The sequence below is a fragment of the Mesorhizobium kowhaii genome (assembly GCF_042431665.1).
In the GTDB taxonomy this organism is placed as follows: domain Bacteria; phylum Pseudomonadota; class Alphaproteobacteria; order Rhizobiales; family Rhizobiaceae; genus Mesorhizobium; species Mesorhizobium kowhaii.
Map to the genome: position 1 here is coordinate 285,310 of NZ_JBHLYT010000033.1, position 26,423 is coordinate 311,732.

General features: G+C 64.4%; 25 protein-coding genes. 18 read left to right on the forward strand and 7 right to left on the reverse strand.

Features of this window, described 5'->3' with window-relative positions; all coding sequences use genetic code 11:
• Positions 1 to 45: 45 nt before the first annotated feature.
• The 9 genes from ACFFNA_RS20880 to ACFFNA_RS20920 all read left to right on the forward strand — a co-directional run bounded on the left by ACFFNA_RS20880 (position 46) and on the right by ACFFNA_RS20920 (position 8,076).
• On the forward strand, positions 46 to 1,113 hold the full coding sequence (locus ACFFNA_RS20880) for a polyamine ABC transporter substrate-binding protein (RefSeq protein ID WP_378921230.1): 1,068 nt from the start codon (positions 46 to 48) through the stop codon (positions 1,111 to 1,113).
• Between the two features lie 99 nt (positions 1,114 to 1,212).
• Positions 1,213 to 2,055, forward strand: a complete 843-nt coding sequence (locus ACFFNA_RS20885) for an ABC transporter permease (protein ID WP_378921684.1) — start codon at positions 1,213 to 1,215, stop codon at positions 2,053 to 2,055.
• A gap of 183 nt (positions 2,056 to 2,238) precedes the next feature.
• On the forward strand, positions 2,239 to 3,030 hold the full coding sequence (locus tag ACFFNA_RS20890) for an ABC transporter permease (protein ID WP_378921232.1): 792 nt from the start codon (positions 2,239 to 2,241) through the stop codon (positions 3,028 to 3,030).
• Complete coding sequence (locus ACFFNA_RS20895; protein ID WP_378921234.1) at positions 3,027 to 4,100, forward strand: ABC transporter ATP-binding protein; 1,074 nt, start codon at positions 3,027 to 3,029, stop codon at positions 4,098 to 4,100. The genes ACFFNA_RS20890 and ACFFNA_RS20895 overlap by 4 nt, the downstream gene beginning before the upstream one ends.
• 12 nt (positions 4,101 to 4,112) lie before the next feature.
• Positions 4,113 to 5,387, forward strand: coding sequence for a glycosyltransferase (locus ACFFNA_RS20900; RefSeq protein ID WP_378921236.1), 1,275 nt, complete (start codon positions 4,113 to 4,115; stop codon positions 5,385 to 5,387).
• Positions 5,384 to 5,734 (forward strand): cupin domain-containing protein, encoded by a 351-nt coding sequence (locus ACFFNA_RS20905; RefSeq protein WP_378921237.1) that lies wholly within the window; start codon positions 5,384 to 5,386, stop codon positions 5,732 to 5,734. The genes ACFFNA_RS20900 and ACFFNA_RS20905 overlap by 4 nt, the downstream gene beginning before the upstream one ends.
• A gap of 98 nt (positions 5,735 to 5,832) precedes the next feature.
• Positions 5,833 to 6,174: a cupin domain-containing protein gene (locus ACFFNA_RS20910; RefSeq protein ID WP_378921238.1), complete on the forward strand. Its 342-nt coding sequence runs from the start codon at positions 5,833 to 5,835 to the stop codon at positions 6,172 to 6,174.
• A 28-nt stretch (positions 6,175 to 6,202) separates the two neighbouring features.
• Entirely contained in the window at positions 6,203 to 6,547 is a 345-nt protein-coding gene (locus ACFFNA_RS20915; protein WP_111548472.1) for a cupin domain-containing protein, read from the forward strand.
• A 20-nt stretch (positions 6,548 to 6,567) separates the two neighbouring features.
• Positions 6,568 to 8,076, forward strand: a complete 1,509-nt coding sequence (locus tag ACFFNA_RS20920; protein WP_378921686.1) for an aldehyde dehydrogenase family protein — start codon at positions 6,568 to 6,570, stop codon at positions 8,074 to 8,076.
• 26 nt (positions 8,077 to 8,102) lie between these two features.
• Here ACFFNA_RS20920 and ACFFNA_RS20925 read toward each other — a convergent pair whose 3' ends face one another.
• Positions 8,103 to 8,789 carry a GntR family transcriptional regulator gene (locus ACFFNA_RS20925; RefSeq protein ID WP_378921240.1) on the reverse strand — a complete coding sequence of 229 codons (687 nt, stop codon included), beginning with the start codon at positions 8,787 to 8,789 and terminating at the stop codon, positions 8,103 to 8,105.
• A 296-nt stretch (positions 8,790 to 9,085) separates the two neighbouring features.
• On the opposite strand from ACFFNA_RS20925, the gene ACFFNA_RS20930 reads away from it, so the two are divergent.
• Genes ACFFNA_RS20930 through atzF form a run of 8 tightly spaced genes read left to right on the forward strand, consistent with a single transcriptional unit; the run spans position 9,086 to position 17,402 of the window.
• Complete coding sequence (locus ACFFNA_RS20930; RefSeq protein WP_378921242.1) at positions 9,086 to 10,213, forward strand: BMP family ABC transporter substrate-binding protein; 1,128 nt, start codon at positions 9,086 to 9,088, stop codon at positions 10,211 to 10,213.
• Positions 10,214 to 10,235: 22 nt separating this feature from the next.
• A complete protein-coding gene (locus ACFFNA_RS20935; RefSeq protein ID WP_378921244.1) occupies positions 10,236 to 11,360 on the forward strand; it encodes an ABC transporter permease in 1,125 nt (374 codons plus the stop codon).
• The gene (locus tag ACFFNA_RS20940; RefSeq protein ID WP_111548477.1) at positions 11,360 to 12,286 is read left to right on the forward strand and encodes an ABC transporter permease; all 927 of its coding nucleotides are present in this window, start codon (positions 11,360 to 11,362) and stop codon (positions 12,284 to 12,286) included. Before ACFFNA_RS20935 ends, ACFFNA_RS20940 begins: the two co-directional genes overlap by 1 nt.
• A 14-nt stretch (positions 12,287 to 12,300) precedes the next feature.
• Positions 12,301 to 13,002: a biuret amidohydrolase gene (gene biuH, locus ACFFNA_RS20945; RefSeq protein ID WP_378921246.1), complete on the forward strand. Its 702-nt coding sequence runs from the start codon at positions 12,301 to 12,303 to the stop codon at positions 13,000 to 13,002.
• A 9-nt stretch (positions 13,003 to 13,011) separates the two neighbouring features.
• Entirely contained in the window at positions 13,012 to 14,541 is a 1,530-nt protein-coding gene (locus ACFFNA_RS20950; protein WP_378921248.1) for an ABC transporter ATP-binding protein, read from the forward strand.
• Positions 14,541 to 15,209, forward strand: a complete 669-nt coding sequence (locus ACFFNA_RS20955; RefSeq protein WP_378921250.1) for a cysteine hydrolase family protein — start codon at positions 14,541 to 14,543, stop codon at positions 15,207 to 15,209. Before ACFFNA_RS20950 ends, ACFFNA_RS20955 begins: the two co-directional genes overlap by 1 nt.
• Positions 15,202 to 15,552 carry a cupin domain-containing protein gene (locus ACFFNA_RS20960; protein ID WP_378921252.1) on the forward strand — a complete coding sequence of 117 codons (351 nt, stop codon included), beginning with the start codon at positions 15,202 to 15,204 and terminating at the stop codon, positions 15,550 to 15,552. The genes ACFFNA_RS20955 and ACFFNA_RS20960 overlap by 8 nt, the downstream gene beginning before the upstream one ends.
• Entirely contained in the window at positions 15,549 to 17,402 is a 1,854-nt protein-coding gene (gene atzF / locus ACFFNA_RS20965; RefSeq protein ID WP_378921254.1) for an allophanate hydrolase, read from the forward strand. Before ACFFNA_RS20960 ends, atzF begins: the two co-directional genes overlap by 4 nt.
• Before the next feature lie 86 nt (positions 17,403 to 17,488).
• On the opposite strand, the gene bla is transcribed toward atzF, so the two are convergent.
• Positions 17,489 to 18,376: a class A beta-lactamase gene (gene bla / locus ACFFNA_RS20970; protein ID WP_378921256.1), complete on the reverse strand. Its 888-nt coding sequence runs from the start codon at positions 18,374 to 18,376 to the stop codon at positions 17,489 to 17,491.
• A 104-nt stretch (positions 18,377 to 18,480) separates the two neighbouring features.
• On the opposite strand from bla, the gene ACFFNA_RS20975 reads away from it, so the two are divergent.
• On the forward strand, positions 18,481 to 19,368 hold the full coding sequence (locus ACFFNA_RS20975; protein ID WP_378921258.1) for a LysR family transcriptional regulator: 888 nt from the start codon (positions 18,481 to 18,483) through the stop codon (positions 19,366 to 19,368).
• A gap of 93 nt (positions 19,369 to 19,461) precedes the next feature.
• Here ACFFNA_RS20975 and ACFFNA_RS20980 read toward each other — a convergent pair whose 3' ends face one another.
• The 5 genes from ACFFNA_RS20980 to ACFFNA_RS21000 form a co-directional block, all read right to left on the reverse strand.
• Positions 19,462 to 21,528 (reverse strand): 3-hydroxyacyl-CoA dehydrogenase NAD-binding domain-containing protein, encoded by a 2,067-nt coding sequence (locus ACFFNA_RS20980; protein ID WP_378921260.1) that lies wholly within the window; start codon positions 21,526 to 21,528, stop codon positions 19,462 to 19,464.
• Positions 21,529 to 21,872: 344 nt separating this feature from the next.
• On the reverse strand, positions 21,873 to 22,820 hold the full coding sequence (locus tag ACFFNA_RS20985; protein WP_378921262.1) for an ABC transporter permease: 948 nt from the start codon (positions 22,818 to 22,820) through the stop codon (positions 21,873 to 21,875).
• A 2-nt stretch (positions 22,821 to 22,822) separates the two neighbouring features.
• The gene (locus ACFFNA_RS20990) at positions 22,823 to 23,803 is read right to left on the reverse strand and encodes an ABC transporter permease (protein ID WP_378921264.1); all 981 of its coding nucleotides are present in this window, start codon (positions 23,801 to 23,803) and stop codon (positions 22,823 to 22,825) included.
• A 1-nt stretch (position 23,804) separates the two neighbouring features.
• Entirely contained in the window at positions 23,805 to 25,274 is a 1,470-nt protein-coding gene (locus ACFFNA_RS20995) for a sugar ABC transporter ATP-binding protein (protein ID WP_378921266.1), read from the reverse strand.
• A 49-nt stretch (positions 25,275 to 25,323) separates the two neighbouring features.
• Positions 25,324 to 26,337: a substrate-binding domain-containing protein gene (locus ACFFNA_RS21000; protein WP_184872543.1), complete on the reverse strand. Its 1,014-nt coding sequence runs from the start codon at positions 26,335 to 26,337 to the stop codon at positions 25,324 to 25,326.
• Positions 26,338 to 26,423: the final 86 nt, after the last annotated feature.

Sequence of the window (26,423 nt, forward strand, 5' to 3'; positions counted from 1 at the left end):
TCCGGCGAATGAAATTCGACGATCAACCAGAATGGGGAACCTGTCATGACCGCCACGACCTTCTTGCGGCACCGTTCGCTGAAGATGCCGTCAATCGCACTCGGCCTGGCCTTGGCGCTGTCGGTGCCGGCGGCCGCCGCCGATCTCGTCATTTCCAACTGGGACGGCTACATGGCGCCCGACGCCATGGCCACCTTCAAGACCGCGACCGGGGTTTCCGGCGAAGTGGTTGTTCATGCCACCAATGAGGAGATCATGGGCAAGCTTATCGCCGCCGGCGGCAAGGGCTATGACGTGGTCTTCGTCTCCTCGCCCTTCGCCGAGGTGCTGAACAAGCTCGGCCTGACCGAGCCGATCGACCACACCAAGGTCCCCAACCTCGCCAACCTCTATCCGGAAGCGACCAAGCTGCCGCACGATGTCGGCAACAATTTCTCGGTGCCTTACACCTGGGGCACGACAGGCCTCTGCTACCGCTCTGACCTGGTGAAGGTCGCGCCGACGAGCTGGAGCGATCTGCTTGCCCCCTCCGACGACCTCAAGGGCAAGACCACCATGCTGGCGACCGATCGCTGGCTGCTGGCGGCCGGCCAGCTCGACAAGGGCTTTTCGGTCAACGAGACCGACCCGGCCAAGATGGCCGAGGTCAAGGACCTGCTGATCTCGGCCAAGAAGACCCTGCTCGCCTATGACGACACCACCTTCTATTCGAAGCTGGTTTCCGGCGAAGCGCTGATGGTGCAGGCATGGGACGGCTGGTGCAATTACGGCATCGCCGAAAAACCCGAGATCAAGTACGTCATCCCCAAGGAAGGTTCCGACCTGTGGGTCGACACGATGGTGGTGATGAAGGCCTCCGCCAACAAGGACGCCGCCTTCCAGTTCATCAACTTCATGCTCGACGCCAAGAACCACGCCTGGGCGGCGCAGAACATCGACTACAAGGTGCCGAACAAGCCGGCTATGGAAAGCCTGCCCGCCGACTTCCTGGCAAAATTCCCCAACATGGCGATGCCGGTGGCCGACCTCGTCAAGTTCGAGCAGCTGCGCGACGTCGGCGACGCCCAGCGCGACTATTCGAAGATCGTCAGCGAGATCAAGGCCGCGCAGTAAGCGGCGTCAAACCAGATATCACGGCCGGCAGCGCTACTGCCGCCGGCCTTGAGCGGTACCCGAAAATTGTCCCAGACCCGACTTCGCTCCTCCTTGCTAATGGCCCCGGCGCTGGTCTGGCTGACCGCGCTGATGGTGGTGCCGTGCGCACTGGTGCTGGCGCTCGCCTTCTTCCGGCGCGGCATCTATGGCGGCATCGAATACACCTTCACGCTGGAGAATTTCGGGCTGGTGTTCGACCCGCTCTATGCCGGTATCTTCATCAACTCGGCGCGTATCGCCGGCACGGCGACGCTGATCGCCGTGGTCATCGGCTATGCCGCCGCCTACGCGATTTCAGCCGCACCACGCCGGCTGCAGCCGGTGTTCCTGTTCTTCGCCGTGCTGCCGTTCTGGTCCAACTATCTGATCCGCACCTATGCCTGGATCGTGCTGCTCAATCGCGAAGGCCTCATCACCCAGCTGTTGCGTTGGTTCGGCTACGCCGGCGAGCCGCCGTCGATGCTGTACACCGAAGGCGCCGTCATTGCCGGCCTGGTCTACAACTACCTGCCCTTCGTCATCCTCGCCTGCTACGCGCCGCTGTCGCGGCTCAATCCGGAACTCGCCGAAGCCTCGCGCGACCTCGGCGCTTCGGCCCTCACCACCTTTCGCCGCGTCATCCTGCCGCTGACCGTGCCCGGCATCGCCGCCGGCGCCGTGTTCGTCTTCGTGCTGTCGATCGGCAATTTCGTCACCCCTGCCCTGCTCGGCGGCGGCCGCTTCCAGATGATCGGCAATCTCGTCTACGACCAGTTCCTGACCGCCAACGACTGGCCCTTCGGCGCGGCCTTGGCAATGGCGCTGATCGCCATCATGCTGCTGGTGCTGATGGCGCAGGCCCTGGCTGCGGATCGTGCCTCCGGGCGTGCGGCCGAGGCCAAGGGTGACGCCGATGGCTGAGCGCTTCTTCCTTCCCTTCTCCTCGTTCACGGGGAGAAGGTACCCCGAAGGGGCGGATGAGGGGCGGCGCAAGCTCCTGCAATATCGGGCGCTGCCCCTCATCTGCCTGCCGGCATCTTCTCCCCGTGAACGGGGAGAAGGACGCTGGTCGCTCGCTTGCCTCCAGACTACCGGAGGGCGACCATGACTTCATCGCCTGCCCGCACTTTCGGCATGCGGACGATCCTCATCCTCGTCTTCGCCTTCCTCTACATCCCGATCGCCGTGCTGGTGGCGCTGTCCTTCAATGAAGGCGGGCTGCCGACGGCATGGTCGGGTTTTTCGCTGAAATGGTATGTCTCGCTGGCCGGCAATTCCGCGATCCTCTCCGCCACGCTCAACACGCTGATCGTGGCGCTGGTCTCGACGGCAATCGCCACGCTGCTCGGCACGCTGCTGGCGATCGGCGTCGAGATGCGCCGGCACTATGGCAAGGGCCTCGAAGCACTGATCTTCGCGCCGATGATCATCCCCGACATCGTGCTGGCGATCGCGCTGCTGTCGTTCTTCTCCATGCTCAACCTGACCATGGGCCTGCACACCATCATCCTTGCCCATGTCGTCTTCAACCTCGCCTTCGTCTGTTCGGTAGTGCGTGCCCGGCTGAAGAGTTTCGACTGGTCGATCGTCGAGGCGTCCGCTGACCTTGGCGCTTCAGCTATCACCACCTTCCGGCGGGTGACATTGCCGGTCATCCTGCCGGCCGTGGTCGCCGGCGCGCTGCTTGCCTTCACGCTGTCCGTCGACGAGTTCATCATCGCTTTCTTCACCGCCGGCGCCGGCCGCGCCTCGACGACGCTGCCGATGCAGATCTATGCGATGATCCGTTTCGGCATCACGCCGGAGATCAACGCGCTGGCAACCATCGTCATGGCGGTCAGCATCACCGCGCTGACCCTGTCGCAGCGGCTCAATCGTGGGATTATCGGCCAATGAGCGAACCGCGCACGCTGCTGGCCATCGATCATGTGTCGAAGAACTTCGGTCGGGTGACCGCTGTCGACGGCATCTCGCTCGACATCCGTGAGAACGAGTTCTTCGCCCTGCTTGGCCCTTCCGGCTGCGGCAAGACCACGCTGCTGCGCATGCTGGCCGGTTTCGAGACGCCAAGCGACGGGCGCATCCTGCTCGACGGCCGCGACATCGCCAGGACCCCGCCCAACAAACGGCCGGTCAATTTGATGTTCCAGTCCTACGCGCTGTTTCCGCATATGAGTGTCCGGGCCAATGTGTCCTATGGGCTGGAGATGGAGCGTTTGCCGGCTAGCGAAATCCGCTCCCGCGTCGATGCCATCCTGGCGACGACCGAACTCGTCGCCTTCGCCGACCGCAAGCCGGAGCAATTGTCGGGCGGCCAGAAGCAGCGCGTCGCACTGGCCCGGGCGCTGGTCAAGCGGCCCCGGCTGCTGCTGCTCGACGAACCGCTCGGCGCGCTCGACAAGAAACTGCGCGGCGCCATGCAATTGGAATTAAAGCGCCTGCAGCACGAGGTCGGCATCACCTTCGTCATCGTCACCCACGACCAGGAAGAATCGCTTGTGATGGCCGACCGCATGGCGGTGTTGAAGGACGGCAGGCTGCTGCAATGCGACACGCCGCATACGATCTACGAACATCCTGCCGACCGCTTCGTTGCCGATTTCATCGGCGTGATGAATTTCGTGCCGGGCAAGGCCGCCACCGATGGTGTCATGGCAGGCAATGGCACTCGGATCGCCGGCAAGGTTCCCGCCTCGCTTTCGCCCGGTGCGTCCGCTGTCGCGTCGGTGCGGCCCGAGCGCATCCGGCTGTTCCCGTCGGATGAGACCGCCAACCGCACCACCGGTAGGGTCGAGGCACTTGCCTATCACGGTCTCGACCTGCAGCTGCATGTCCGCACCGCTCTGTCGCCAAAACCGTTCCTGGTGCGTGTCACCGCCGATGCCGCCGACCGCCGGCCGGTGTCGTCAGGCGACCAGGTCGAACTCGGCTGGGACGCCGCCGATGTCAGAATTTTCGCAGAGTGAAGGAGACGCCTGATGGCGCAGAAGACGATCGCGTTTTTTCCCGAAGCGGCCTACGGCCCGGCGCTCAATTCCGTCGGCATCGCCCAGGCGGTCGAGGCGCGTGGACACAGAGCGGTGTTCCTGTCCGATCCCGGCTTCGTCGATGTCTACAAGGGTTACGGCTTCGAGGCCCATCCGGTGAACCTGTCCGAGCCGATGCCGCCGGAGCAGATGGCCAAGTTCTGGGAGGATTTCATCAACGGCCACATCCCGAACTTCCGCAAATCGCCCTACGACCAGATCGACAATTACGTGAAGGATTGCTGGACGGCGATCGTCGACAGCGCCAAATGGGCGCAGAAGGATCTGCCACGCGTACTCGCGGCCATCAAGCCGGACGTGATCTGCGTCGACAACGTCATCCTGTTCCCTGCGATCAAACAGTTCGGCAAGCCGTGGGTGCGCGTCATCTCCTGCTCGGAAAACGAGATCGAGGACGACGACATCCCGCCGCATCTCTCCGGCTGCGGCGAGAACGACCATGCCGGGCACCAGCGCTACCGCGACCATTTCAACGCCGTGATCAAGCCGATCCACGACGACTTCAACGCCTTCCTCACCACCAACAACGAGGCGCCCTATCCGATCGGTCAGTTCTTCGAGGCCTCGCCCTACCTCAACCTGCTGCTCTACCCCGAGGCGGCAAAGTTCAAGCGCCGCCATCCGCTCGATCCGGCAAAATTCCAGTATCTCGAAGGCTGCGTGCGGCAGGAAAAACCCTACACGGTGCCGACCTTCACTGAGAATAATGACTGCCCGCTACTCTATGTTTCCTTCGGCAGCCTGGGTGCCGGCGATGTCGACCTGTTGAAGCGCATCATCGCGACGCTGGGCAAGACGCGCTACCGCGCGCTGGTCAATGTCGGCGGCTACAAGGACCAGTACGCGGATGTTCCCGGCAACGTCATCGTCGAGAGCTGGTTCCCGCAGCCTTCGGTCATTCCGCAGGTCGAAGCTGTCATCCACCATGGCGGCAACAACTCGTTCACCGAGTGCCTCTATTTCGGCAAGCCGGCGATCATCATGCCCTATGTCTGGGACGGCCACGACAACGCCACCCGTGTCGAGGAAACCGGCCACGGCTCCGGCATGCCACGCTACGACTGGAACGACGCCGAACTGGTCGCCAAGATCGAAGCCTGCCTGACCGATCCAGCCATGAAAGCCAAGCTGGCGAAGACGTCGGCGCAGATGCATGCGCAGAACGGTCCGGAGAAGGCGGCTGGGTTGTTGGAGAGATTGCTGTGAGCTCCTCCGCCCCACACCTCCACCAAGCCACGACTCGCACCGACCTCGTCGACTGGGGGGCGCAGCCGGATGCCTTGGACGGCGCTTCCCACTCCACCGGCCGGCTGGTGTACAAGGGGCCGAACAACCAGCCGGAATCCGGCATCTGGGTCTGCACGCCCGGCCGCTGGCGCCTGGCGATCCCGCGCGATGAATTGTGCCATTTCGTCGCCGGCCGCGCGACCTACCGGTCGGATGTCGGCGAAGTGATAGAAGTCACCGCTGGAACCGTGGTCATGTTCCCGGCCGGCTGGGCGGGCGAATGCACCGTGCATGAGACCATGCGCAACGTCTACATGCTGGCTTGAAAGCATGATCCCGAAAAGTGGGAACCGGTTTTCTCGGACAAACGGAAACCGTTTGTCCAGAGATCATGCTCAAGCAAAGGTACACGGAGTTTGATGACATGCCGACACCGCATTGGCCGAAGGCCTCGACCGTGGACCTGGAAGACTGGGGCGCGGGCAGCAACACGCTCGCCGGCTCGCCGCGTGCGTCGGGCAAGATCCTGTCGCAGAACCCGGACGGATCGAGCGAATGCGGCCTGTGGTCGTGCACATCAGGCACGCGAAAAGTCACCTTCCCTGCCGACGAGTTCTGCCATTTCCTGTCGGGGCGCGGCACCTACATCCACGACAATGGCGAACAGATTCCGGTCGAGGCCGGCACGCTTGTGTTCTTCCCCGCCGGCTGGACCGGCATCTCCATCATCACCGAAACGCTGACCAAGGCCTTCATGTGCCGGTGAGCACCAAGGCCATTCTAGGGAAATCGATATGACAACGCCGATCATGAAATCGCCGCTCGCCATCACCGATCTCGTCGACTGGGGCGCCATCCCGACGATGATCGAGGGCGAGTCCCACACTTCGGGCAAGCTTCTGTACAAGGGGCCGGAGGGTCGTTCCGAGTGCGGCCTCTGGGTCTGCACGCCTGGCAAATGGCACTGCCACGTCACCCGCGACGAGTTCTGCCACTTCCTCGAGGGCCGCTGCACCTATGTCCATGAATCCGGCGAAGTGATCGAGATCGAGCCGGACACGGCGGCCTTCTTTCCGCAGGACTGGAAAGGCGTCTGCACCGTCCATGAGACGATCAAGAAGGTCTACATGATCCGCTGAGCGGATCTGAGAGGATGTCCATGCATTGCTCCCCTGACCGGCCGGCTTTCTTCGTCAACCCGGATTACCGGCCGATGGCCGGCGCCACGAAACCGGTGATCGATCCGGCGACGCTGGAAACGGTCGGCGCGATCGCCGCTGTGACAGATGGCGAGATCGATGCAGCGCTGATTGCCGCCACCAAGGCGCAGGCCGTCTGGAAAAAGCTCGACGCCAAGAGCCGCGCCAAGCATCTGCATGCCGTCGCCAATGCCATCGAGGCGGCCGACTTCACGCGCTGCGCCGAGCTGATGGTGCGCGAGATGGGCAAGCCCTATCCGGAAGCCATCGGCGAGATCGCCAATTGCGCGCCGATCTTCCGCTACTACGCCGAGATGGCGCGCGACGATGCCGGCAAGATCGCCGGCACGACGCAGGCCGGTTCGTTCCAGTATGCGCGTTACGAGCCCTACGGCGTGTCGGTGCACATCATGCCTTACAACTTCCCGATCCTGCTGATGTGCTGGACCGTCGCCGCTTCGCTCGCCGCCGGCAATGCCTGCATCATCAAGCCGGCCGAAGCGACGACGCTGTCGACGCTCGACTACATGACCGTGTTCCGCTCCTTGCCGGAAGGGCTGGTCTCCTGCCTGCCCGGTGGCGCGGCAACCGCGCAGGCGCTGATCGCCTCGGAGCGCACCCATGCCGTCGCCTTCACCGGCTCGGTCGCCGCCGGCAAGGCGGTCGCTGTGGCCTGCGCCGAGCGCATGAAGCCGTGTGTCATCGAAGCCGGCGGTAGCGATCCGCTGATCATCAGCCAACACGCCCCGCTCGAGGTCGCCGCGGCCGGCAGCGTCACCGCTGCCTTCCACCTCACCGGCCAGGTCTGCACCTCGGCCGAGCGCTTCTTCGTCGTCGACGCCGTGCATGACCGCTTCGTCGAACTGTTTGCCGAAAGGACACGCGCACTGCGCATCGGCAACGGACTGGACAAGACCGAGATCGGCCCGCTGGTCAGCGAAGGCGCGCGGGCCAAGGTGATGCGCTTGGTGGACGACGCTATCGCCAACGGCGCCGTTGCGGTCACCGGCGGCCGCATTCCGCCAGCGCACAACACAGGCTGGTTCTACGAGCCGACCATCCTGACCGGCGTCACATCAGACATGGCGATCGTGCGCGAAGAGTGCTTCGGCCCGGTCGCAGCGATCTGCCGGGTCAAGGATTTCGACGAAGCGATCCGGCTTGCCAATGACAGCCCGTTCGGGCTTGGCGCCTCGGTGTTCACCACCGATCTGGCCGAAGCGCATGACGCCGCCGAGCGGCTCGAGGCTGGCATGGTCTGGGTCAACAACCCGCTGATCGACAATGACGCCTTGCCCTTCGGCGGCTGGAAGGCGTCAGGCCTCGGCCGCGAGCTTGGACGCCAGGGGCTGGACGCCTTCCGCCGCTCTAAGATGGTCATCATCGACCACAGACCGGCGATCCAGGACTGGTGGTACCCCTACCCCGACAGCTGGTTCCGAGAGACCGGCGGCCGCAAGCACATATAGGTCGAAAAGTCCGCGGGATATCCGCGTTATGAAGACAACCCTATCGAATCTGCCTTGCGACTTGCTGGATCACCCGCCGCGAATACGGCGCTCGCCTCGCTGACGATGGAAACGTGGTCCCGTGCCGCCTTGCCGGCGGCAGCGCCATCGCCGCGCATGATCGCGGTGACGATGGCGTCATGCTCCTGCCAGGATTTGGCCAGGCGGCCCGGCAGCATGAACTGGGCGCGACGGAACGGCGCCAGCCGGCTGCGCGTCATTACGGTCAGCTCGTAGATATGGGTGCTGTGGGCACCGCGATAGAGCCGGGTGTGGAACTCGGTGTTGAAATATTCATAGTCCTCCTCGGCGCCCAATCGCACCAGGCGGGCCGAGGCCTGATGCTCAACCTCCAGCGCGCGGCGCTCGCCAGCGGTCATGCGTTCGGCGCAGAAGCGCGCGCAAATACCTTCAAGCTCGGCCATGCTTTCGAACATCGAGGCGAGATGCTCCTGCGTGACCACCGCGACGATGGCACCGCGGTTTGGCCGCCTTTCCACCAGGCCCATGGCACTGAGCTGACCGAGCGCCTCCCTGACCGGCGTGCGTGATACGTCGAAGCGGGCGGCCAGCGACGCCTCGTCGAGTTTTTCACCGGGGCGCAGGAAACCGGTGACGATGCGGTCGCCAATCGCCCTCACCATTTGATCGACGGTCGTACCCGACCTGATCAAGTTGCGCTTTCCCGACACGTCTCCTCCGTCCAGTCTTTTCGTGGCCGCGAATCGCATGGCTCGCGGACCAGCTTCGACTCGGGCATTCCCTCTATGCCTGTATTTTAATCTACATGTCAAACTGTCTATTTTAAGAGCAAAAAGTGTATGCAATTGCCCGTCGCTTGTGCAGGCGTCATTGGAACAATTGTTGATTTAATTGGATAAATTTCATTGTTTGAACTGGCACGCTGATTGCATGCACTTTCATGAGAAGGTTAACCGACTCGAAGAGGGTCTTACAGGGGAGCATTCACATGACCGACAGATTCATGCTTAACCGTCGCCAGTTGCTCAAGACCTCCGCCGCCGGAGCCGCACTTGGTCTTGCCTCAGCATCGTTTCCCATCAGCAGAGCCTTTGCCGCCGCTGCAACGGTCGGCTTCATCTATGTCGGTCCGAAGGACGACTTTGGTTACAACCAGGCGCATGCCGAGGGCGCCGCGGCACTGAAAGGCATCGAGGGGATCACCGTCGTCGAGGAGGAGAATGTGCCGGAGACGGTCGATGTCCAGAAGACCATGGAATCCATGATCAATCTCGACGGGGCCTCGCTGATCTTCCCGACCTCCTTCGGCTATTTCGACCCCCATATGCTGGCCATGTGCGCGAAATTCCCTGACGTGCAGTTCCGCCATTGTGGCGGCATGTGGAACAAGGACAAGCATCCGATGAACGCCGGCTCTTATTTCGGCTATATCGGCATGGGCCAATACCTCAATGGCGTCGTCGCCGGCCACACCTCGAAGGCCAAGAAACTCGGCTTTGTCGCGGCCAAGCCGATCCCGCAGGTGCTGCTCAACATCAACTCCTTCCTGCTCGGTGCGCGCTCGGTCGACCCGACCATCACCTGCCAAGTGATCTTCACCGGCGAGTGGTCGCTAGCGGTCAAGGAGGCGGAAGCCACCAACGCGCTGGTCGACCAGGGCGCCGACGTCATCACCTGCCACGTCGATAGCCCGAAAGTGGTGGTCGAGACGGCGGCCGGTCGCGGTGCCTTCGTTTGCGGCTATCACGCCAACCAAAGCCCGCTGGCACCCGAAAAATACCTCACCGGCGCCGAGTGGAACTGGGCCAAAGTCTACAAGATGTTCGTCGACGACCTGGTAGCCGGCACGCCGCTGCCCAACTTCACCCGCGGCGGCCTGGCCGACGGTTTCGTCAAGATGAGCCCGCTCGGCCTCGCCGTCGGCGAGGCCGCGCACAAGCAGTTCGACGCCACGCTGGCCGAAATGATGAAGGGCGGTTTCTCCGTCATCAAGGGCCCGCTCAAGAGCAACAAGGGCGTTGTCGTCGCCACCGAGGGCCAGGCCTTCGTCGAGACCGCCATCGAGCTCGAAAGCATGGATTATCTCGTTGAGGGCGTCGTCGGCTCGACCGCCTAAGGCTGAGCGCGGAGACGGGACCATGACAGATACGACCAGCAGTGCGGAGGCGCCGGCCATCCTCGGCGCCAGGGGCTATCCGGCGGCGCTCGAATGGATCGCCAGGCGAGCGGAAGCCTTCGTCATTCCGCTCGCCGCGCTGGTCGTCGGCATGGTCCTGTTCAGCCTGTTCATCTTGGCTGTCGGCAAGTCGCCGGTCCTGCTCTACGAAACCATGTGGCGCGGCGGCTTCGGCTCATGGTTCTCGGTGCAGAACTCGCTGTCGCGGGCCGCACCCTTGCTGCTTGCGGCGCTCTGCGTGGCGCTGCCGGCGCGGCTCGGCCTCGTCGTCATCGGCGGCGAGGGCGCCATCGTGCTCGGCGGTGTCGGTGCCGCGGCCATCGGTGTCGCGTTGAGCGGCGCGCCTTCCTTCATCGTCATTCTTGCCATGGGCGTGGCGGGCATGGCCGCCGGCGGCATCTGGATCGGTGCCGTCGGCGCGCTACGCCACTACCGTGCCGTCAACGAAACCATCTCCAGCCTGCTGATGGCCTACATCGCTATCGCCCTGATGAACCAGCTGGTGGAAGGACCGCTGCGCGATCCCGCCTCGCTCAACAAGCCCTCGACGCAGCCGCTGGCCGACATCTATCGCATCGGCAACATTCCGGGCATGGATGTGCATTGGGGGCTGGTCGCCGGTGTCGTTGCCTGCATCGTGTCCTGGGTGCTCATTGAAAAGACCCGCTGGGGTTTCGCCGCGCGCATCGCCGGCGGCAACGTGCGCGCGGCACAGGTGCAGGGCCTGGCCGTCGGGCCGCTCATCGTCGGTTTTACCGCGCTGGCCGGCGGCTTTGCCGGGCTCGCCGGCATGTTGGAAGTCGCGGCCGTCCAGGGCAGCGCCAATGCTTCGCTCGCCGCCGGTTATGGCTACACCGGCATCCTCGTCGCCTTCCTGGCCCGCCACAACCCGCTGGCCATCATCCCGGTCGCCATCCTGCTTGGCGGCATCGACGCGTCCGGCGGGCTGATCCAGCGCCGCATGGACCTGCCCGACGCCACCGTACTGGTGCTCCAAGGCATGCTGTTCATCGTCATCCTGTTCAGCGAAACCTTGTACGGCCGCTTCAAGGCCTTCAATCCCGATTTGTGGCAGAGGGCCTCCTGATGGACGCGACCGAGATCGGCCTCTGGGGCGTGCCGCTGGCCATTCTGGGCGGCGCCATCCGCGTGTCGACGCCCTTCATCTTCGTCTCGCTGGGCGAAGCCATCACCGAGCGTTCCGGCCGCATCAATCTGGGGCTCGAAGGCACGCTCGTGTTCGGCGCCATGACCGCCTATGCGGTTGCGGTGATGACCAACTCGCCATGGCTCGGCCTGCTCGCCGCAGCCTTCGCCGGCCTGTGCTTCGGCCTGTTCCACGGCTGGATCTGCAAATTTCCGAAGGTCAACGACATCGCCATCGGCATCGCGCTGATGCTGTTCGGCTCGGGGCTCGCCTTCTTCTTCGGCAAGCCGTTCATCAAGCCGAAGGCGCCCAACCTGCCGGCCATTCCTTTCGGCGGCTGGTCCGATATTCCGCAGGTACAGGCCGCGCTCGACGTCAACGTCCTGTTCCTGATCGGAGCGGCACTTTCGGTCGTCCTGTGGTGGGCCTTCCGCAACACCCGCGCCGGCCTCATCGTGCGCGTTGTCGGCGACAGTTCGGACGCCGCGCGCGCCATGGGTCTCAATCCCGACACGGTACGCCTGCTCGCCACCGGCGTCGGCGGCGCGCTGGCCGGCATCGGCGGCGCCTATCTGTCGCTCTACTATCCCGGCAGCTGGACCGAACGCATCTCGTCGGGCCAAGGGCTGATGGCGGTGGCGCTGGTCATCTTCGCGCGCTGGAACCCGCTTGGCTGCTTTGCCGCCGCCCTTCTGTTCGGTGGGGCCGGCGCTCTTGGACCGGCGCTGCAGTCGGTCGGCGTCACCCAAGGCTACTACCTCTTCTACGCCGCGCCCTACATCCTCACCCTGATCATCATGATCGCCACCTCGTCGCCGACCCGTTCGCTCGCCGGTGCACCGGGCGAATTGTCGATCACCAAATAACTGGAGTTTTTGCCATGAACGCCAGAGCCGAGATCACCCAGCGCTACATCGACGCCGACCCCTATCCATGGCCCTACAACGGCGAACTTCGCCCCGACAATACGGCACTGATCATCATCGACATGCAGACCGATTTCTGCGGACCGGGCGGCTATGTCGACCATATGGGCTATGACCTGTCGCTGGTGCGCGCGCCCATCGAGCCGATCAAGTCGGTGCTCTCGGTGATGCGCGCCAAGGGCTACACCATCATCCACACGCGCGAGGGCCACCGGCCCGATCTCGCCGACCTGCCGGCCAACAAGCGCTGGCGCTCGCGCCGCATCAATGCCGGCATCGGCGATCCCGGCCCTTGCGGGCGCATCCTGGTGCGCGGCGAGCCGGGCTGGGACATCATCCCCGACCTCTATCCGGCCGAAGGCGAGCCGATCATCGACAAGCCCGGCAAGGGTTCGTTCTGCGCCACCGACCTCGAGCTGATCCTCAACCAGCGCGGCATCGAAAACATCGTGCTGACCGGTATCACCACCGATGTCTGCGTGCACACCACCATGCGCGAGGCCAACGACCGCGGCTATGAATGCGTGATGCTGGAGGATTGCTGTGGGGCGACCGACTACGGCAACCATCTGGCGGCCATCAAGATGATCAAGATGCAGGGCGGCGTCTTCGGCGCGGTGTCGAACTCGGCGTCCTTCGTCGCCCAATTGCCGTGAGGTTCGACCATGCATGAAGGCAGCAGAAAAGCCGTCGGCGTCGAGACCATTGGCATGACCATGCGCTTCGGCGCCTTCACGGCGCTGGGCGATGTCTCGATCAAGGTGCCGGCGGGATCATTCCATGCGCTGCTCGGCGAAAACGGCGCCGGCAAGTCGACCCTGGTCAAATGCATGATGGGGTTCTACCACCCGACCTCCGGCGACATCCTCGTAGATGACCGCGAGGTCGTGGTCGCCAGCCCCCGCGACGCCTCTGCGCTCGGGCTGGGCATGGTCTACCAGCATTTCACGCTGGTGCCCTCGCTGACGGGGGCGGAAAACCTCGTCATCTCGCGCGAGAGGGTGCCGGGCATCATCGACTGGCGCAAGGAGCGCGCCGACCTTGCCGTGTTCATGGAGCGCATGCCGTTCAAGCTGCCGCTCGACGTCAAGGTGGCGGAGCTCGCAGCCGGCGAGAAGCAGAAACTCGAGATCGTCAAGCAGCTCTATCTCGGCCGCTCCTTCCTGGTGCTGGACGAGCCGACCTCGGTGCTGACGCCCGGCGAGGCGCAGGAGGTGCTGGGGCTGGTGCGCGACATGACCAAGGCCGGCGACCTCACCGTGCTGATGATCTCGCACAAATTCCATGAGGTGACGGCCTTCGCCGATGATGCCAGCGTGCTGCGCAAGGGCAAGCTGACGGGAACGGGCCGCGTCGCCGACCTCGACCACAAGACGATGGCAGCGATGATGATCGGCGACCAACCGATCGCTGCGCTCGACAGCCGTGCAACGCCGAAGCCCGATGCCGAGACGGTGCTCAAGGTCAGTTCGCTGAAGGCGCCTGACCGAACCGGGTTGAAATCGATCAGCATCGACGATCTCGGCGTGCGCTCGGGCGAGATCGTCGGCATCGCCGGCATTTCCGGCAATGGCCAGAAAGAGTTTCTGGAAGTGCTGGCCGGCCAGCGTCCGCGCCACGCGGGCGACGTGCTGGTGCGCGGGTCCGCCTATGGGGCGACACGCGCCGAGGCGCGCGCGTTCAATGTGCGGCTCATCCCCGAAGAGCCGCTGAAGAATGCCTGCGCCCCGAAAATGACCGTGGCCGAGAACATCTCCTTCCGCACCTTCGACGTGGACGGCAACGGCAAACCGGTGAGCTGGATCAGCACCAGTGCCATCCGCGCGTTCAGCGCCAGGCTGGTCGAGCAGTTCAAGGTCAAGACCGCATCGCTGTCGTCGCCCATCGCCTCGCTGTCGGGCGGCAATGTGCAGCGCGCAGTGCTGGCGCGCGAACTGACCGGCGAGGTCGACTTGCTCATTGTCTCCAATCCCTGCTTCGGTCTCGACTTCTCGGCGGTGGCCGAAATCCGCGCCCGCATCATGAAGGCGCGCAATGCGGGTGCTGCCGTGCTTTTGTTGTCGGAGGACCTCGACGAGTTGCTGGAACTGTCGGACCGCATCTTCGTCATGTCGGACGGTGCGCTGGTCTACGAAACGCCGATCGCGCAGGCGAGCGTGCAGACCATCGGCGAGCATATGGCGGGACACCATTGATGGCTGAAATCGATGCGCAGCCGTTTGCCTTTGCATTCAAGCCGGAGACGACGGCGCTGGTCGTCATCGACATGCAGCGCGACTTCGCCGAGCCGGGCGGCTTCGGCGCCAGCCTCGGCAACGATGTCAGCCGCATCACGGCCATTGTGCCGACGGTGAAGCGGCTGATCGATGGGTTCCGCGCGGCCGGCCTGCCGGTGATTCACACGATGGAGTGCCACCGGGCCGACCTGTCCGACCTGCCGCCGTCCAAGCGCAACCGCGGCAATCCGTCGATCCGCATCGGCGATGTTGGGCCGATGGGCCGCGTGCTGATCGTTGGCGAGTCGGGCACAGCGATCCTCGACGAACTCGCGCCACTGCCCGGCGAGATTGTCATCGAGAAGCCTGGCAAGGGAGCTTTCTACGCAACCAGCTTCGGCGAAGATCTGAAACGACTCGGCGCACTGCAGTTGGTCTTTGCCGGCGTCACCACCGAGGTCTGCGTACAGACGACGATGCGCGAGGCCAATGATCGGGGCTATGAGTGCCTGCTCGCCGAAGACGCAACGGAGAGCTATTTTCCGGAGTTCAAGGCGGCCGCCATCGCAATGATCAGAGCGCAAGGCGCCATCGTCGGCTGGACGGCGACGACCGACCAGGTGCTTCGGGGAATTGCCAATGGCTAATCTGAGTTTTGCCGGCGTCCTCGGCGGCGGCTGGCGCGATCTGGCGTTCGAACATTTTCGCGAGGGCATCGCGGTGCACTGGCTGCTGAAGGGCGAACCGGTCGAACCGTCGGTGGCAATCCTCAACTACCGGCCCGGCGCCGGCGTGCCGCGCCATCGACATGTCGGGCTGGAAACCATCGTCGTGCTCGAGGGGACACAAAGCGACGAGAATGGCGATTATCCGGCCGGCAGCGTGGTCCTGAACCCGGTCGGGACCGAGCATTCGGTGTGGACGAAGGAGGGCTGCGTCGTGCTGATCCAATGGGACCTGCCGGTGATCATTCTGGGGGAGACCAAATGAGCGAGATCCGCTTCGACATCGGCAGTTTGCATGCGGCCTATCGGGCCGGCGTCGGTGTCGCCGCCATGATCGATGCCGTCCATGCCCGCATCGCGGCGGCTGACGATCCGGGCATCTTCATTCATCTCGCCGCCAAGGCGGACATGCTGGCGCAGGCGCAAACGCTCGGGCCGTTCGATCCGGTAACCAAGCCGCTGTGGGGCGTGCCCTTCGCCGTCAAGGACAACATCGACGTCGCCGGCATGCCGACCACCGCGGCCTGCGCCGAATATGCCTACATGCCCCAGGTGGACGCCACCGTGGTGGCCCGGCTCAAGGTTGCCGGCGCGCTGGTGGTCGGCAAGACCAATCTGGATCAGTTCGCCACCGGCCTTGTCGGCGTGCGCACGCCGTACCCGATCCCGAAGAACGCCATCGATGCCAGTCTGGTGCCCGGCGGCTCCTCGTCGGGGTCCGCCGTTGCGACGGCGCGCGGCATCGTCTCCTTCGCGCTCGGCACTGACACGGCAGGCTCCGGCCGCATACCGGCCGGCCTCAACAATATTGTCGGCCTGAAACCGACCGTCGGGGCGCTGTCGGCCGCCGGCGTCGTACCGGCCTGCCGCACACTCGACTGTATCTCCGTGTTCGCGCTGACCGTTGACGATGCCTACGCGGTGTTCGGTGTGGCCGCAGCCAAGGATCCAGCCGATGCCTATTCGCGCGCGGTCAAGGTGCCGGCCCTCACGGCGCGGCCGCCGGTGCTAAGTGTCGGCGTGCCGGCGAAGCAGGATCTCAAATTCTTCGGCGACACGGCAATGGCAGAGGGTTTCGACGCGGCGCTAGACATGCTGCGCGGGCTCGGCTGCCGGCTGGTGGAAATCCCGTTCGGCGATTTCTACGCCACCGCCAACCTTCTCTATGAAGGCGCCTGGGTGGCCGAACGGTACGCGGCGATCGCCGGTTTCATGGAGGCCAACGAGGCGGCCATGCATCCGGTGACACGGAAAATCATCGGCGGCGCGCGCAGCCTCTCCGCGGCCGATGCCTTCAGGGGCCTCTATGCGCTTCAGGCCTACAGGGCGAAGCTCGCACCGGTCCTCGCTTCGGTCGACCTGTTCTGCGTACCGACCGCGCCGACGCATTACGCTCTCGATGCGGTTCTAGCGGACCCTATCGTCACCAACAGCCGTCTCGGCACCTTCACCAATTTCGTCAACCTGCTCGACATGTGCGGCGTCGCCGTGCCGAGCGGCCGGCGCGACGATGGCTTGCCGATGAGCGTGACCTTGCTGGCGATGGCGGGCAAGGACTGGCTGACGGCCGGTCTCGCTCGCGACATCCACGCGGCCAGCGGCCTTCCGCTTGGCGCGACCGGCTGGGCGCAGCCGGGCAGCGCGCCGCCTGGCGAGCGCGCGCCGGACGAGATGATCGATCTGGTGGTCGTCGGCGCGCATCTGTCGGGCATGCCGCTCAATGGCCAGTTGCGAGATCTCGGCGCCCAGTTCTCGAGAACGACGAGAACAGCGCCTGCCTACCGGCTTTACGCTCTCGCCAGCCAGTCCGTACCCAAGCCTGGACTCGTCCGGGTCGCCGGAGATGGAATGCGGATAGATGTCGAGGTCTGGCGGCTTGATCCGGGCGCCTTCGGACGCTTCGTCGCCGCTATTCCGGCCCCGCTCGGCATTGGCACGATCGAACTCGACGATGGCACAACGGCGAAGGGGTTCGTGGCCGAGACAGCCGGCTTGTCGGCGGCGATTGACATCTCGGCCCATGGTGGGTGGCGCAGCTTCGTCGCGAGCTCGCACGAACCGCAACGCCGCCTGGAGGAAGCACCTGACCATCCAACACGAATAGCGGTTTTGTGACGTTCTGCCTTTGGTGAGGGACCGAAACTCAAGAAGCCTGTCGCGCCCTCAGCAATGGCGCGACAGGGTCTGCGCCGCTAAAACGTCTAAGCCTCGATCGCTTCGACCAATGCCCGTGAGACAGAGGCAATGACGGCGTTGCGTTTGGCCAGGCTCTGTTTCGTTCCCGTCAGATAGATCGACATCAAAATCGGGTTGCTGGAAGTCGGCCAGATGACGGCCGCGTCATTGGTGCTGCCGCGCGCGCCGGTTCCGGTCTTGTCGCCGCATGTCCAGCCTTTCGGCAGTGCCGCCCTTATGCGCTCGTCGCCGGTCTTGTTCGCCACCAGCCAATCGACAAGCTGCGCCCGGCCCTTCCCCGACAGGCTGTTGCCGATCGTCAGCCGTTCGAAATTGTTGACCATGGCCAGCGGCGAGGTCGTGTCGCGCGCGTCCCCCGGCAGCGACTCGTTCAGCTCCGGCTCGATCCGGTCCAGCCTGGTCACCTTGTCGCCAATCGAACGCAGATAGGCCGTCAGCTGCGCAGGTCCGCCAAAGGACTCCAGCAACAGATTGGCTGCCCCATTGTCGCTGACTGTCACCGCGGCTTCGCAAAGCTGCGCCACCGTCATCTCGCCGCCGGCATGTTTCTTGGTCGTTGGAGAGTTCGCGATAATGGCGTCGTGCGGGATCTTGATGCTGCGGTCGAGCTGCTCGATGCCGCCGTCGACACGATGCAACACGAACGCCGCCGCGAGTGCCTTGAAGGTGCTGCACATTGGGAACGGCTTGTCCTCACGATAGCCGAATTGCGCAGTCGTTCCCGAGATCCGGCAGGCGACGCCGAGCCGGCCGCCGCTTTTCGCCTCGATCCGCCTTATTTTCGGCAAGACCCCATCAAATTTTGTCGGGCTTATTGCCGCCTTCGCGATGGCGCCAACCGGGGCCGTCAAAACCACCGCGAGACCACTGATGAAACTGCGCCTGCTTGTCATGTCCACACTCTCTGTTGCCCCGCGCGGCAGAACTGGACCGGATCCGGCCCCATCGCAAACGAGTAAACATCGCCCCCGCCATAAGAAAAATTAGGGCTGGGATGATGAAGCGATCGCACCTCCCGCTGAACGGCTTGCGCGCCTTCGAGGCCTCTGCAAGGCATCTCAGTTTCACCGGCGCCGGCCTCGAACTGCGCGTCACCCAGGCCGCCGTCAGCCATCAGATCAAGGGCCTTGAAGAAGTCCTTGGTATCAGGCTTTTTCGCCGATTGCCGCACGGCCTCGCTTTGAGCGAGGAGGGCGAGGCACTGTTGCCCGTACTGAGCGATGCCTTCAACAGGATCAGCGTCACGCTCGACCGCTTCGAGGGCGGTCGCTTCAACGACATCGTCACAGTCGGTGTCGTCGGCACTTTCGCCTCGGGCTGGCTGATTCCCAGATTGCCGGCATTTCACCAGGCCTATCCGGACATCGAGCTGCGCATCTCAACCAACAACAACCGGGTCAATCTCGCCGCCGACGGTCTCGATTTTGCCATTCGCTTCGGCGACGGCTCCTGGCAGGGAACCGAGAACACGCCGCTGCTGCCCGGCGCCTTCTCGCCGGCCTGCACGCCCGGCATCGCGGCGCGCCTGCGCGACCCGTCCGATCTCGCGCGCGAAACGCTGCTATGCTCCTACCGGGAAGACGAATGGTTGCGCTGGTTCGAGACGGCAGGGCGCCATTGCCCGCCGATCAAAGGCATCGTCTTCGACTCATCGGTCACCATGGCGAACGCTGCCGTCCAGGGTGCCGGCGTGGCATTGCTGCCGGTTTCGATGTTCAGCCGCGAGCTCTGTTCGGCCCAGTTGGTGCAGCCTTTCGACTGCACGGTCGATGTCGGCCGATACTGGCTGTCGGCACGGCGCAGGCGCCAGAACTCGCAGGCAATGACGATCTTCGCCGACTGGTTGAAGGCCGAGACGGAGTGCAATTCCAGGAAAAGTGTGTAGCGGTCTTCCCGGGAAAAGCGCTTTCCCTCAGGGAATTGCGTCAAAACAAAGAGAATAGAGCGGTTCGGCGTTTCCGTGAAACGATGAACCGCTCTACTCCCCGGCTTCCCAGGAGCCGGTTTCGGCCATTCGCTTGAGCAACGGCGCCGGTTTGAAGACTTGCCTTCCGGTGCGCTGATGCCAGTACTCGAGCCGCTCGATGATCTTGGCCGCCCCTTCAAGTCCGGCCCAGAACATCGGGCCGCCCTTGCCGACGGGAAAGCCGTAGCCGTTGACCCAGACGACATCGATGTCTGACGCGCGGGCCGCGATCCCCTCCTCCAGAATCCTGGCGCCCTCATTGACCAGGGGATAGAGCGTGCGTTCGATGATTTCTTCCGCGCCGACCGCCCTCGGTGCGATGCCCTTTTCGGCCGCCTTGTCGCGGATCAGCGCCTCGACCTCGGGATCGGGCACTGCGGTGCGTGCGCCGGCCTCGTAGAGATAGTAACCGCGGCCGGTCTTCTGGCCGAAACGTCCTTGTTCGCACAGCGTGTCTGCGATCACGGCCGTCTGGCCGCGCGCCTTGCGGTTGCGCCAGCCGATGTCGAGGCCGGCGAGATCGCCCATTTGGAACGGTCCCATCGGCCAGCCGAAATCGGTGAACGCCTGGTCGACCTGGCGCGGGGTTGCGCCCTCGAGCAGAAGCGCTTCGGATTCGGCGCCACGCGCCGCCAGCATGCGGTTACCGACAAAACCGTGGCAGACGCCGACGACGACAGCCACCTTGCCGATCCGCCGCGCCAGGTCGACGACGGCAGCCAGCGCATCGGGCGCGGTCTTCTCGGCCCGCACGATCTCCAAGAGCTTCATGACATTGGCCGGCGAGAAGAAATGCAGGCCGAGCACATCCTGCGGGCGCGAGGTCGAGGCGGAGATCTCGTTGATGTCGAGATAGGAGGTGTTGGTGGCGAGGATCGCACCCGGCTTGGCTGCCGCTTCGAGCCTGCCAAAAACCTCCTTCTTGACCGTCATGTCCTCGAACACCGCCTCGACGATCAGGTCGCAATCGGCGAGATCGGCATAGTCGGTGGATCCCGTGAACCGGGCGAGCCGCTGCCGCTTGGCGTCTTCGGTCAATGAGCCGCGTGTGACGGAAACGGCATAGTTCTTGTCGATGGTCGCCAGTCCGCGCAGCAAGGCCTCCTGGCTGGTCTCCAGCAAGGTGACGGGATAGCCGCCATTGGCGAAGGCCATGGCGATGCCGCCGCCCATCGTGCCGGCGCCGATGACGCCGACGCGGGCAATCCTGCGCTTGATGAAATCTTTGCCGGGAATCTTTGCCGCCTCACGTTCGGCGAAGAACAGATGCCGTTGCGCGCGCGACTGGTCGCTGGCGACAAGCTTCACGAACAGCGCACGTTCCGCCGCCAGCGCTTCGTCGAAGTGCAGCGTGACGGCATTGCGCACCGCCTGCGCGCAGGCGATCGGCGCCTCGAGGCCGCGCGCCTTCTTGGCAAGGTCCGCTGCCTCGGTGTCGAAGGCGGCCAGGTCAGTTGCCTTGAGCCCTTCATCGCGATCGCGCACCGGCGTGAAGGGACCACCCTTGCGGGCTATTTCCCTGGCGAAGTTCACGACATGCGTGGTCAGATCGCCTTCGAAGACGGCATCGACCAGACCGGTGGCATGCGCCTCTTCAGCACCGATCGGCGCCCCGGAAACGATCATCTTCAGCGCCTTCACCGCGCCGACAAGGCGCGGCAGCCGCACCGTGCCGCCGCCGCCCGGCAAAAGGCCGAGCTTTACTTCCGGCAGGCCGAGCTTGGCGCCGGCATCAGTGACACGGAAATGGCAGCCGAGCGCCAGCTCCAGGCCGCCACCAAGCGCGGTGCCGTGAATGGCGGCGATTGTCGGCTTGGCGATGATCTCCAGCGTCGCCACGATGGCGCGCAGTTCGGGCTGCTGCACCGGTTTGCCGAATTCAGTGATGTCGGCGCCGGCAACGAAAGTTCGGTCGGCACAGGCGATGACGATGGCCGCGACGGAGGGATCATCCCGCAACTCAACGAGAGCCTGCATTAGCGGTTCGCGAACGTGGAAGCTCAGCGCATTGACCGGCGGATTGTCGATGATGACGATGGCGACATCGCCGTCGCGGCTGACCTTCAGGAAATCGGACACGCAAAACCTCCCAGCGATGGTGAGCGGCCGTGGCCGCGCGGACCGGATTTACAGCGCCATGACGCCGATGGGAACCCGATGCCGGCCTGGCACAATGAATCCCAGCCTTTAATACTTCAACGGCCCGACATCAGCTCGGGGAAGAGCGCGCGCCTGAGAGCATCTGCACGCCGGCGTGGGTCGAGGCGTCTGCGGTTTTCGGAGGTGTGTTGAGATTCAGGTCAGGCCGAGCCGAAAACGGTGGGTTCCGAGAACCGGAGCGGAGCGTACATTCGGGTACGTGAGCACCGGAAGCGCAGAAACCCGCCGTTTGCAGGCCGGCATCACCTGAATATCAACACACCTCAACGCAGCGCCTTCTGCCCACCCGCGGCCGTGATCACCCCGACAATGATCAGCCCCGTCAGCAGCAGCCGCACGCCGGCGCTGACGCCGAACGTGTTGAGCATGGTCAACAGCAGCACCAGGAACAGGGCCGCGCCCCAGACGCCCGGCACGTTGGCCTTGCCGCCAGCCACCGATGTGCCGCCGATGACGACGACGGCGATCGAGGCCAGCAGATACTCGTTGCCGATGTCGACATTGGCGCCCCGGAAATAGCCAGCGAGCAGCGCCCCGTCGATGCCGCCGAGCGCACCCGACAGCGTGTAGGTGAGGAAGCGGATGCGGCCGACATTGACGCCGGCGAGCCATGCGGCACGGATGTTCTGGCCGATCGCCAGCACCGAGCGGCCATAGATCATGCGCTGCAGCGCGATCGCCGCACCGATGGTGAACAGCACGGTGAGGATCGCCAGCGCCGGAATGCCCAGCACCTGCCAGTTGGCGAAATCCGCGAAGCCCGGCGGCGGCTTGATCTGCAGCCCGCGCCCATAGCTGATGTCGATCGACTGGATGATGAAGCTGGCCGACAGCGTGGCGATGATCGGCGGGATGCGCAACGCCCAGATCAGCAAATAGTTGGCGGCGCCGATCGCAGCCCCCGTGGCGAGCGCCGCCAAAAGCCCGACCACGATCATGGAGTCGTTGCCGTCCATCACCTTCATGGCGACGGCACTGGCGAGGCCGATATTGGCCGGCAGCGACAGGTCGACATTGCCCGGCCCGAGCGTGATGACGAACATCTGGCCGACACCGACGATGACGGTGAACACCGCAAGCGACAGCGCCGCCGTAACCATGCCGCCGGCGCCATAGCCACCGGTGAAGACGATCGTCGCCAGCCACACCAGCAAGGCGCCGAGGAACGACCAGATCCAGGGTTTGGCAAGCAGTGGTTTCAACACGGCCATGGCTACCTCTCCCTGCGGCTGATCAGGACGCGGGCCGCCAGCACGATGATAAGGATGGCGCCATTGGCGGCCACCTGCCAGTCGGGCGGAATGTGCATGAAGGTGAGCAGAGGCGAGGCGGCGAGCGCCAGTGTCAGCGCGCCGATCACCGCGCCGATCGGCGACACCCGGCCGCCGACGAACTCGCCGCCGCCGAGGATGACGCCGGCGATCGCCAGCAGCGTATAGCCATTGCCGATATTGGCATCGGCCGAGGTGGTAATGCCGATCAGCGCCATGCCCGACAGCACGCCGAACAGGCCGGCCAGCGAAAACAGCACGATCTTGGTCTTGAGCAGCGACCAGCCGGCGCGGCCGAGGGCTGCCGGATTGCCGCCGGAGCCGCGCAGGATCACGCCGTAGGAAGTGCGCATCAGGCCGAAGTGAACGATGAGGCCGATCAGCAGCGCGGCGATGATCGGGAATGGCACGAAAGGCGGCTTGAATGCCATGAACGCCAGCAGCCAGTCCGGCGCCTTGCCGCCGGGTTTGGGCAGGACGAGAATGGCCAGCCCCTGCCAGACGAAACTCATGCCGAGCGTCACCACGATCGAGGGCAGGTTGCGCAGATGGATCAGCGCCCCGAGCAGCGCATAGACGCCAATCGAGCCGAGCAGGATGACAACACCGATGAGCGGCGCGTCCTTCAGCCAGGTCGCGGTGACACAGCCAACGAAACCGACGAAGGTGCCGATCGATAGGTCCAGCTCGTTGCCGGCGATGACGAACATCTGCGCGATCGTCGCCAGGGCGATCGGGATCGCCAGGTTCAGCATCAGGCTGAAGCCGAAATAGCTGATGGCGCGCGGGTTGAGCCAGGCGATGGCGAGCAGCACCAGCGCCAGCGACAGCGCCGGCAGCAGCCCGCGCAGCAGGCGGGCCCGGGCCAGCGCGCCACGCTCGGCGGAAGTCTTGGCGGTGGTGTCGAGGCTGGCGGCCGTCATCTCAGGCCGCATCGCCGAACGAGGACTGGATGATCTTCTCTTCGGTCAGTTCGTCGCGACGCAGATTGGCGACGATGCGGCCGTTCTTGAAGACATAAATGTGGTCGCAATTGTCGAGCTCTTCGGTTTCCGTAGTGTACCACAGGAAGGTGCGGCCACGGCGGGCCTCTTCCTGTACGAGGTCATAGACCTCCAGTTTGGTGCCGATATCGACGCCGCGCATCGGATCGTCCATCAGCACGATCTGTGCGTCCGAGCCAAGCGCCCGGGCAAACAGCGCCTTCTGCTGGTTGCCGCCCGACAGCGAGAAGATGTTGTTGTTCATGTCCGGCGTGCGGATGCCGATCTTCTTTTGCCAGATTGCGGCCAGTTCGGCCTCGCGCTGCGGCGAGATCAACAGCCCGTTGCGCAAACGCGCCAGCGAGCGGATGCCGATATTCTGCGCAATCGACCATTGCGGGAAGATGCCATCCGACTGGCGGTCGCCGGCCACCAGCGCCACCGGCGCGGTGACCTCGATGCCGGCCTTGGCGCGCGATGCAGCAGCAAAGATCGCCAGCAACAGGTCGGTCTGGCCGTGGCCAGCCAGACCGGCAAGGCCGATGATCTCGCCGGCACGAGCGACAAGGTCGGTGCCGTCCTTCTGCACGGCGGGTCGCGCCCGCACCCGCAGCGCGCTGGTCCCTGGTTTGGCGTCGGCGACCTGCGCCGCGATCTTCTGGCGCGCTTCCGCTCCGCCCATCGCCGTCACCAGCCGGTCGCGGTCGAACGCACCAGCGGCGTCGGCGACAACCACCTTGCCGTCGCGCATCACCACGATGCGATCGGCATTCCGCAACACCTCGCCCAGCACATGCGAGATCAGGATGCAGCTTTTACCGCCGGCGACGAAGCGGCGCACGAAGGCCAGCAGCTGGCCGGCCGTATGGGCGTCGAGCGACGATGTCGGCTCGTCGAGGATGACGAGGTCGAGCCGGTCCTGGGTGACGGTAAAGGCGCGCGCCACCTCGACCATCTGGCGCCGGCCGATCGACAGGTCGCCGACAATGTCCGACGCCGAGATGCTGTGGCCCGGAAAGATCTCGTCGAGCTTGGCGGCGATCAGTTCGGCTGCCTTGCGCCGCCAGCCGAAGCCGCGCAGCGACGCGTGGTTGATGCGCGTGTTCTCGGCGACGCTGAGATTGGGGCACAGCGACAATTCCTGGAAGACGCAGCGTATGCCGAGCTGCTGCGCCCGCGACACCGAGTAATTGTCCTCGATGCCGCCATGCACCCCGATCTGGCCGCTGTCGGGCATCAGCGTGCCCGCCACCATGTGCATCAGCGTCGACTTGCCGGCGCCATTGTGGCCGACGAGGCCGACGCATTCGCCGGGGCCAACGTGGAAATCCACGCCGCCCAGCGCGCGAACGGCGCCGAAATGTTTTTCGGCGCCGTTCAGTCTGATGATGTCAGCGTTCCCTGCAACCATGCTCAACGATATCCGTTCGACGATACGGACGGCAACGCTTCTCCTACACTCACTTGATGTTGGCTTTGATCGCCGCGATCGCGTCCTCTTGCGTGTATTCGTGGCTGGCGACGCCACCCTTGACGATCTTCGGCAGCTCGGCTTCGAAATCGTCCTGGGTGAAGGCAAGGTACGGCACCAGCAGATCGTGCGGGATGTCGGTGCGACCGTCGAGCACCTGCTGCGCCACCCAGAAGGCCAGCGACGACACGCCCGGCGCGATCGACGCCGACCAGGTCTTGTAGCCGTCCTTGTCCTTCTGTTCCTTCCACCACTGCAATTCGTCCTGGCGGTTGCCCATAATGATGGTCGGGCGCGGCTTGCCGGCGGCGGCAAAGGCCTGCGCCGCGCCATAGCCGTCACCGCCCTGGTCGACGATGCCGACGACGTCCGGCAGCGACGGCAGGATGGTCGCAACTGCCTTCTGTGCCGTCGTCTGGTCCCAGTCGCCGGTCACCGAACCGACGATCTTGAACTCGGGATGGGCGGCCACACCTTCGAGGATGCCGGCATGGATGGCATCATCGATCGAGGTGCCGGCAAGGCCACGGATTTCCAGCAGATTGCCGCCCTTGGGCTGGAACTTGGCCATCTGCTCGACTTCCTGCTTGCCCATGTCCTTGAAGTCGACGACGACGCGATAGGCGCAAGGCTCGGTCACGGTGCCGTCGAAGGAAACGACGGTGATGCCGGCGTCACACGCCTGCTTGATGGCGCCGTTGAGTGCATCCGGCGAAGCGGCGTTGATGACGATCGCGTCATAGCCCTGCAGGATCAGGTTCTGCACCTGGGCCGCCTGCGTCGGCACTTCCTTGTCGGCGGTGGTGAAGATATCGGCTGCGCCGACGACCTTGTCCGCGACCGCCTTCTTGGTGACGATGCCATAGCTGTCCAGCATAGCCTGCCGCCAGGAATTGCCGGCATAGTTGTTGGAGAAGGCGATCTTCTTGCCACTGGTGTCGGCCAGTGCGGTGCCCGAGGCGAGCATTGCCGCCAAGGCGCCCAAGACGAACAGTTTCTTCATGTCGTAATCCTCCCAGATGATGTTTACTGCTGCAGTTCCCGCCGGTTTTGACCCCGGCCTCACTCCCAATCTGATTTGAGCACGGA